This window comes from Marinilabilia salmonicolor JCM 21150 (assembly GCF_000259075.1).
GTDB classification, from domain to species: domain Bacteria; phylum Bacteroidota; class Bacteroidia; order Bacteroidales; family Marinilabiliaceae; genus Marinilabilia; species Marinilabilia salmonicolor.
Genome location: NZ_AJKI01000034.1, coordinates 1 through 8460, shown reverse-complemented (window position 1 = coordinate 8460; position 8460 = coordinate 1). Strand labels below are relative to the sequence as shown.

8 protein-coding genes are annotated in these 8460 nt (G+C 32.6%); all 8 read right to left on the bottom strand.

Annotated elements, in window-relative coordinates; all coding sequences use genetic code 11:
• Positions 1–124: 124 nt before the first annotated feature.
• A complete protein-coding gene (locus W7W_RS0115900) occupies positions 125–787 on the bottom strand; it encodes a pYEATS domain-containing protein (RefSeq protein ID WP_010664686.1) in 663 nt (220 codons plus the stop codon).
• A 47-nt stretch (positions 788–834) separates the two neighbouring features.
• Entirely contained in the window at positions 835–1107 is a 273-nt protein-coding gene (locus W7W_RS0115895) for a hypothetical protein (RefSeq protein WP_010664685.1), read from the bottom strand.
• Positions 1108–1302: 195 nt separating this feature from the next.
• Complete coding sequence (locus W7W_RS0115890) at positions 1303–1956, bottom strand: Abi family protein (protein ID WP_010664684.1); 654 nt, start codon at positions 1954–1956, stop codon at positions 1303–1305.
• A 296-nt stretch (positions 1957–2252) separates the two neighbouring features.
• Positions 2253–3143 (bottom strand): zinc ribbon domain-containing protein, encoded by an 891-nt coding sequence (locus W7W_RS0115885; protein ID WP_010664683.1) that lies wholly within the window; start codon positions 3141–3143, stop codon positions 2253–2255.
• A gap of 19 nt (positions 3144–3162) precedes the next feature.
• Positions 3163–3864 carry an 8-oxoguanine DNA glycosylase OGG fold protein gene (locus W7W_RS0115880; RefSeq protein ID WP_025007322.1) on the bottom strand — a complete coding sequence of 234 codons (702 nt, stop codon included), beginning with the start codon at positions 3862–3864 and terminating at the stop codon, positions 3163–3165.
• 203 nt (positions 3865–4067) lie between these two features.
• Positions 4068–5111 carry a S41 family peptidase gene (locus W7W_RS0115875; RefSeq protein WP_010664681.1) on the bottom strand — a complete coding sequence of 348 codons (1044 nt, stop codon included), beginning with the start codon at positions 5109–5111 and terminating at the stop codon, positions 4068–4070.
• 180 nt (positions 5112–5291) lie between these two features.
• Positions 5292–6365: a PIN domain-containing protein gene (locus tag W7W_RS0115870; RefSeq protein WP_010664680.1), complete on the bottom strand. Its 1074-nt coding sequence runs from the start codon at positions 6363–6365 to the stop codon at positions 5292–5294.
• A gap of 168 nt (positions 6366–6533) precedes the next feature.
• Complete coding sequence (locus tag W7W_RS0115865) at positions 6534–7544, bottom strand: hypothetical protein (RefSeq protein ID WP_010664679.1); 1011 nt, start codon at positions 7542–7544, stop codon at positions 6534–6536.
• Between the last annotated feature and the right edge of the window lie 916 nt (positions 7545–8460).

Genomic DNA, 8460 nt, shown 5'->3' with positions numbered 1-8460 from the left:
TCGATTCCTTATACTCCTGAAAGAGTTTTTTAAACGTTGATAATGTCATCCTCATTTTTTGCCACAAAGTAACGGCTGAAGACGGGGGCTTACAATATGCGCGAGGCCGAAGGCTTACGCTTTATTAACAATCAAAATCAATATATCTTTTTAAAATCAATGTCTTTTTGTCTTTAAGAACAACCTTTGCAATACATAACATCGGTGCATATGCTGAAACATCTAATGCATAATCATCTTGTTCGTTTCTCTTAATCACTGGACTTTTAAAGAACTTTCTGCCCAATTCATATTCAATATAATCTATTTGATTCATAGTCAACGGTCCTTGTCCATGTTGGTAAACGCTAATTCTAATATCGGCAACTTGTCCTTTTAATTTTGATGGTCGCCATATATGTACTAGAAATAATCCTGAATTATTCTGATATTCTGAAATTCTTTGTGTTTCCAATGACGAGTCATCTATCTTATCAATTGGGTTATCAGTTAAATTTTCAGGTGAAAAACCATGGAACTTTTTATCTACAAACTCTAAGTATTCTTTACCCGAGAGCATTTCTGGACGATATTTTGTCTGCATCAGAAAAATCAATACGATAAATATAAATACCAATAAAATACCAGAAATCACAAGTAATGGACTTATCCATTTTGGTTCATGAATTTGAGATGCAGCTGTAAAAAAAGCACTTGTCAATAATAAAAGGGCGATAAACCAAACAGCCAATAATTGTATTGGAGTGGTAACTTTCTCTGGATTTATTTTATGGCTATTCATATCCATTATTATCAATATGTTTTTAGCTCTGTATTGGTTTTCTTTTTTGAATTCTAAAATGGTAAATCTTCCTCATCGGGCAAATCGGATTCTTTTCTTATTCGCTCATTGTATTGATTATCAACCGATTTTTCATTACTCATTAAATGATAGTCACCATTCAAAAAGAAATCAAAGTCAGTCGCATTTTTTTCATAAAATTCATCTACTGGAATACCATCAATTACATAGATTCTACGAAATTTCATTTTTCCACCAACAAAGTATGTTTCCTTAATGAATTCACGACCGTTTTTATCTTTATGAATCTTTTTTTTCTTTTTCACTTATCCAAGATCTTTAATAGTTGCACTACGGTTTTTGCATGCGGCACAACGTCCCGGCTATATGCGCCTGGGCGTGGCTTTCAGACTCGCTGTGGATTTATCAGCTTGAATGCATGGGAGAGGGTAAAACGAAACCCTCAATATGCCATGGATGCCACGGCTGGCGTATAATAGCTTTGTTGCCGCCCGTAGTTTCTATTGAATCAGGGTTTTACTATTCATAATTGTTTCATTTGTATGTATCAAATCATGGCTCCAAGAAATTAAATCTTTATCAAGCCAATTTATTCCTTCAATCATTTCATTTTCGTAATTTATCAATGCTGGCAAATTCCAAGAAATTGGTTCGTGATGAAATATTCTGTTTCTTAGCTTTCGTATCCCATTGAATTTTTTGCTCATTGTTTTCCGTTTTCTGTTTTTTTTCGGACAGTTTGGGAAAGCAAATCGGATATTCTTCCAGAGCGAATGTTCAAATTTTGAATCCAATAACGAAGTCCAGAACCCAAAAGAAAGTTCGGATATTATTTTACCGGTTGATATTTCTTTTTTCTCTCTTAGTATTGCGTTTCTGGCTTCAGTGATTTTATCAACCTGAAAACGAGTTACTAATTTTATAAATTCTGGATTTTCAAACCAGTTTTTATCATTGAATCGTCTCTCTAATTGACCGTGGATATTATTTCTCAATCCCACTTCCAAAATCGAAAGAAGTGGATAAAATGCTTCAGAAATCTTAATGTTTGATTTGTAGTGTTCAACGGCATTTTCAAAATCACCACTATGGTGTTTTACGTATGGTGCAAGTCTTTCTTCTGAAAAAATCCGTTGAATTGCTTTTCTATCCATTTATTATTATCTTTGTATTGTCGTCCCGGTCATTCCTCTCCCAGTCCTTATGCTGGTGATGAAGCCGGGTTTTTTGTTTTTATTCCTTCCTGTTTATTATTTCAAAGTTAATATTTTTCTGTAGGTGTTTATTTTTTCCTTACTATGGACGGCAACGTCCCGGCTATATGCGCCTGGGCGTGGCTTTCAGACCAGCTGTGGATTTATCAGCTTGAACGCATGGGAGAGGGGAATACGAAACCCTCAATATGCCATGGATGCCACGACTGGCGTATATAGCTCCGTTAGCGGTAGGTTTATTCTTTTCGTGAATGAGGATAATTTTCTTCCACTATGCCCAAGTCAATAAATATTGATAGATTTCTTTTTATTGCATTATAACTACTATTGATTTTTTTTAGTTCGTCTATTAAATCTGTTTGATTTAATTCAATATATTCATTCAATAATTGCACTGCTTTTTCTTGATTTACAAATAAATCATTTATGCAGTTTTCAATTTCATCAGTCATTTTTCCACCGAACATCTTATTTTTTTCTGAATCTATCATTTGGTGAAGATTTAATAATTCTTTTTTTTCTTTTTCCATTAATGAAACACTGATATCATTGGAAACAATTTGGAGTTCTTCATCTGAAAATTTATAGTGACAAAAGCGACAAATCTTTGCTTCTTTTTTTATCGTTTCTGCACACTGAGGACAAACTTTTGTGTTATTGTCAACTTCTACGCCATAATGAAGAGGTCCTTTTTCATTGGATTTTTTTGAATCAAGTTTAATAATGCCAATTCCACAGAGGAATAATCCAAATGAGCCAAGACTAACAATGTACAGACCAGAACCAACAAAATTGAATAAAGGAATATCTGTGTTACTCCCAAAAAAAGCATTAAATTGGCCTAGGCTTTCTGCTATTTCCTTAGCTCTGGAATTTACTTCCTGAAGATCTAAAATTGCGATTATAAGACCAATAATACCTGTCATAAAATAAATCCATTTATTTCTGGACTTATCTTTTGAATAATTAAAAATAGCAAGACTACCAGCAATAACACCTAATATTAACATCAATGCACCATCTGGGTTATCTATTCCGCGATTAGTGAACAATGCTCCGAGTTGTATCCAAGGCATGAAACAACCAATAATAACAATAATAGCAGAAATTATAGGTATAGTTTTCATAAAGTATGTTTTAAATGATTTATCTGAATTGTTTCAATTTTTTAGGATTGTAATTATTGATTAAATAAGTTCTCCATTTTCCTTTTCCTCTGCCAAGTGAAAAAATTCGCTTTTCTGCTTCAAAGCCTGAACAACCTAAACGTTCAGCAAGATGGTCTATATGGCTGCAAAACATTTCATAAGTATCAGAATTATTCTGGTCATTAACCCATTTGTTTGAAGTGAGTTTAACAATATTCATACCTGATAATAAATTTATGGATTTTCCTACCCATTGGTCCATTATATATCCATTCAAATCGGGTGATAAAAAACAAATTAATTTGGTAAAGTATCCAATTCCAATTCCAGATAGATTTCCTTCATTTCTTTCTTTTTGGAAAACTTCAAATGCACGTTTTCTGGTTTTAAACGTGTTATTACGCAAGTCCCCAACTATTCTGAGAACGATTTCTTTACTATTACTATTAAAAAGCTGTTTGCCATGGTGGTGTCTCATTCCACCCCATGATAGTATTGCTACCAAAGCATTTAGGTTATTTATGTTAGGATTTTTACAGTATTCAAATAGTTCATATCTATCAAATCGTTTATTTAAATAGGGGTCCAAATCCGTGTTTTCTCCTAATACAGATACCCCCCAATTTAGGGAATTATTTCCAATATAGTCTTTTGTATTGTCCCCAAGATGAATTAAATAATTAAGGTGCTTTTCATTCATTTGATACTCTTTTTCAAATGGCATAATAATAATGAGCTTCTGTTCTCCTAACTTACCGCTAACGTCCCGGCTATATGCGCCTGGGCGTGGCTTTCAGACCAGCTGTGGATTTATCAGCTTGAACGCAGGGGAGAGAGTAAAACAAAACCCTCAATATGCTGTGGATGCCACGGCTGGCGTATGATAGCTTTGTTGCCAAGTCGTTATTTTTTTGTTACCAAATGTTTCTTTAGATATTCATTTACATAGATCACCCAGTCATCAATTTCATCTTTCAAATTTAAATTCACAGGTTTATTTATTTCCACATCAGGTTTTATCCCAACATTATCCACTGGGTTTTCTGGTAATCTTGTTGAACGTGTCATTGGATATCTAACATACAATCCTTTTGTTAAAAGACTTTCTGGTACAACATTTGAATAATCCAAAACACCTAACGTCCTTGTCCCAAAAACTGTTGTCTTATTACTATGTTTTGCTGATAAAATGAACTGTTCACAACTACTTGCGCAAAAGTCATCTATGATAACCCCCACCAATGAAGGTTTTGAATATTTTATATCGCCTTTTATTGTATCATTTGGGTTTTGTTGATAGTAACCTCCTTTGTTTGCTTTTAAACTATCAATTAAAATACGAATTTGTTCCTCTTTACCTTTCTTAATATTTCCGTTTTGTAAAGCTTTTTCAAAGTGCCTAATATTTCCTTCAGATGCTAGATATTCAGCACGTTTTGAAATGTAGGAATTTGAATAAATTAAAGGTAATAGTTCTTGGTAAGCATAATCGGTTCCTCCTCCATTTCCTCTCAAGTCAATTATTAAAATTGATTTAGATGTAATTTTCTCTATATTATTTAAAATCAATGTATCAATCAGCTGTTTACTATTCCATGAAAAGTCAGGAATCCTCAACATTGAAGAATTCTCATCAATGTCCTTGAAGGTAAAATAAATATTACTCTCCCAACCTATTGTTAAATGTTTATCATTAAAATAGGCAAGCCATTCATCCAACACCATGCTACAAATATGAAATGTTCGAACATTTTTGGCTTTAGACCTAAGCTCTAATGTGAATTTATTGTATTCTGAAGCGTTTTCTTCGGTTACTTTATCATGAAATCCTGCATAATTATTTTCGATTTTTTCTACCAAAAAATTGAATTCTTTTTCACAATCGCAGTTTTGCCCAAATGATGAGACGAACTGAAATATTAAACAAATCGTTATTAAGTGTTTCATTTTATGTGGGTTTAGTTATTTTAATGCTTGGCAACGTCCCGGCTATATGCGCCTGGGCGTGGCTTTCAGACCAGCTGTGGTTTTATCAGCTTGAAAGTATATTTTTGGGAAATACAAAACCCTCAATATGCTGTGGATGCCACGGCTGGCGTATATAGCTCCGTTAGCAACAGTTTTCGATTATCTTAAAGCTTTAATAAAATCATCTTCATTTGGGATTGAAATATAAGAGCAAAATACTGAACTTTCTGTTTGACCATTTTTTTGAAATTGTTCATAATCTGCCTCAATCGCTATTTCTGCAATTTCTGTTTTCGACATCGAAATCATTAATGTTCTGTATTTATTAAATGGCCATTTATCGTTTTCGTCATCATAGTCAATTGAACTTTCATAGAAGTGCTCATATTCGATGGTCGTACTAAAATAAATATCAAATTCAAATTGAAAGATTGTTTCTCCAGTATCAATATTGTCTTGTACAATTGATTCTTCATGAAAAATAAAATCTTCAATATCTATACTTTTTACGTTTATTTCATTAAAGAATTTATCATAAATCTTTGCCTTGAAGGATTCAGATAATTTTTGTCTAATCTGTTCTTCTGATTTTTTGAAAAGTCCTGTTATCCATACAGTTCTTTCATTTTCAAACTTATTCAAAAAGTCAAGAATAGTTCTTAATTTTTGAATGGGTAATAACATTTCGGATACATACTCGCTCATATCTTTGTCATTACCAACAATGTAAATTTGACATTTATTTTTCAAACACCAATGTTCAATTGCAGAAAGTACTATCGCGTCTGGAAATTCATATTTTTTTTTCCCTGTTCCAAATGGTTTTTCCTTGTTAAAATATTTCGTAATAATGTCCTCTAGATTTGCTGTGTCATAAGGAATAATTGAAACTTTCCCGTCTTTTATAAACTCATCGAGTTCTTTTGTTAGTTTATTAAAATCGACTTTGATGTTTAAGGGGGGTAAATCAATATACTGCTTAAACTCTGGAACATTTTTGAGAATTTTACTCTTTCCAGATATTGATTTTTTAAATTGGTTTATTTCATTCTGTGCATTAAGTAATTCCTCTTTAATATTAGATTTTATTTCATTGATTGTTATTTCAGTAAGATAAATATTTATAGTTTCTTTATTCCCAAATTCAGCTAATCTTCTCAAGTTTTTATTTTCAAAGAAATTGTTTGCAACAAATGCCTGAGTATCAATAAATATATTTCTAGTTTTTAGCATGTTATTGTCTTTTTAAATTGTTGCTAACGTCCCGGCTATATGCGCCTGGGCGTGGCTTTCAACCCGCTGTGGCTTTATCAGCTTGAACGCATGGGAGAGGGTAAAACGAAACCCTCAATATGCTGTGGATGCCACGGCTGGCGTATGATAGCTTTGTTGCCAGTAGTGTTATTCCTTTTGTCCGAATTCAATCACATAAAATATTTGGTTTAAGTTAATTGTAGGATTGTTCTTCGTTTTCCATTTCTCATAGTTATCAAAGTTAAATTCATGTTCTTCCGGTACAATCATAACCATAGAAAATTGTTCCATTATATATTCATCTAAAAAGTCGGATTCAATTAACACATTTAGTTCATTTAAATAATTTTGAGTGAATTCAGATTTTTTGTAATTATATTTTTTATCAAAGGCAATAAATTCTTTAAAAGAAGCTATTTGCATTTCAAGATAGTGTCCAGGAAATCCAGAGGCTTTTTCTTTTTCTGGAATTTGTTCCATTACCCATTCAATTTTTTTGTAGGCGCTCCCCATTGCCGCCCCTAAAAGTATAGAATCTCTAAAGGCGGTTTTTGAAAAATAGACATTAGCTTTTTTGTTAAGCTTTTTTTGTTCTGCAAGAAGAGAAGGATCAAATTTTTCAAGAATTGAGTTTTCTATTTTAGCTATTTGCATTGAATCATTTTCTTCTGTGGTAAATCGAAGTTTAAAAAACCAAGTTCCACATTCGTAAACTGATAAACTTGAATTTACATCTTTTTTTGATTTAAAATCAGCTTTGAATCCATTGCAAACTATTTTATTACCGTTGTACTTGACAGGGTATTGAGTCGCTCCTAATCCTTTCTCAGTAAAATTTGCTGCCGATTGCATTGAAGATAAATACTCATTTCTCAAGCGATTTTCGGTCGCTTCTCCGGCTGGATATATGTAGATAGTAAATTCTCCAACTGGCTCTGTGTCTTTTTTGTAGGAAATTGCAATATTTTTCTTTTTTTTGTCAAAAGCATGAACTTCGGTGAGCTCAAATCCATCTAGAAAAATTTCAGGAAACTCTGTATTAGTGTATTTGTGTTCATAGTTATCTTTAAATCGGATTTTCTTTGGATTAGCCAATTCTTGTGATTGACAAGTTAGTCCGATTAAAATTATGGTTAAAGTTATTGTGATTGGTTTCATGGTTTTGTTTTTACATTACTGGCAACGTCCCGGCTATATGCGCCTGGGCGTGGTTTCAGACCAGCTGTGGATTTATCAGCTTGAACGCATGGTTTTGGGAAATACAAAACCCTCAATATGCTGTGGATGCCACGGCTGGCGTATCATAGCTTTGTTATGGGCTGGCTATATATCATTCCTCTTCTGTCTGGTTTAATAATGTTATAAAAAATAAACATATACCTATTGGTCTCCATACAAGGGTCAAAAAGATAAGATATTTTGATTTCAATTTTAATCTTTTTATGTCAGAACGTACAATTAAAGCTGTAATAATATTTAATAAAATAAATATCAGGGTACTAATGTTAGATATCCAGAATTTACTCATATCAGCTGCCTCTATTTGTTTGATATAATAGTCTATAGCGTGACTAAACAGAAACTGGATTAGATAAAATATTATTAATAGTAGTGCATATTTTGCTATTAATCTAGTGATATCAGTCTTACTTATCATTATTATAAATTTTTAAGAGTGCATATTTCTCGATAAAATAAAACATTAGTCCTACAATTGGCATTACAGCTCCAAGTATAGGTATCAAATATCGGTTTCTTATCTCGGTGCGACAGTCAATATATAAAATAAATCCAAAGATGATATTAATGACTATAGGTGGAATTATTTTAAATAGATTATATGCCTTGTCAAAGTTTTTGAATTGATGGAAATTTATAGAAGTTAGGACAATTGTGTTGAAGAGAAATATTACCAAAAACATTCCTACTAAAATCAGTATGTATTTCAATATATTTTTTTCAAAGTCTTTCATATCCTGTTTGTTTTGTTGCAGCTGCTAGCTTGCCCATAACGTTGGCCTGTATGCGGTCGGCCGGGGCATTCAAACCCGCAAAGATTGTATCAAGCCGAGAG

Excerpts from the sequence above, each read along its gene's own strand:
- W7W_RS0115900 (WP_010664686.1), bottom strand. The coding sequence starts at position 787 with ATGGATATGAATAGCCATAAAATAAATCCAGAGAAAGTTACCACTCCA.
- W7W_RS0115890 (WP_010664684.1), bottom strand. The coding sequence starts at position 1,956 with ATGGATAGAAAAGCAATTCAACGGATTTTTTCAGAAGAAAGACTTGCA.
- W7W_RS0115885 (WP_010664683.1), bottom strand. The coding sequence starts at position 3,143 with ATGAAAACTATACCTATAATTTCTGCTATTATTGTTATTATTGGTTGT.
- W7W_RS0115880 (WP_025007322.1), bottom strand. The coding sequence starts at position 3,864 with ATGAATGAAAAGCACCTTAATTATTTAATTCATCTTGGGGACAATACA.
- W7W_RS0115875 (WP_010664681.1), bottom strand. The coding sequence starts at position 5,111 with ATGAAACACTTAATAACGATTTGTTTAATATTTCAGTTCGTCTCATCA.
- W7W_RS0115870 (WP_010664680.1), bottom strand. The coding sequence starts at position 6,365 with ATGCTAAAAACTAGAAATATATTTATTGATACTCAGGCATTTGTTGCA.
- W7W_RS0115865 (WP_010664679.1), bottom strand. The coding sequence starts at position 7,544 with ATGAAACCAATCACAATAACTTTAACCATAATTTTAATCGGACTAACT.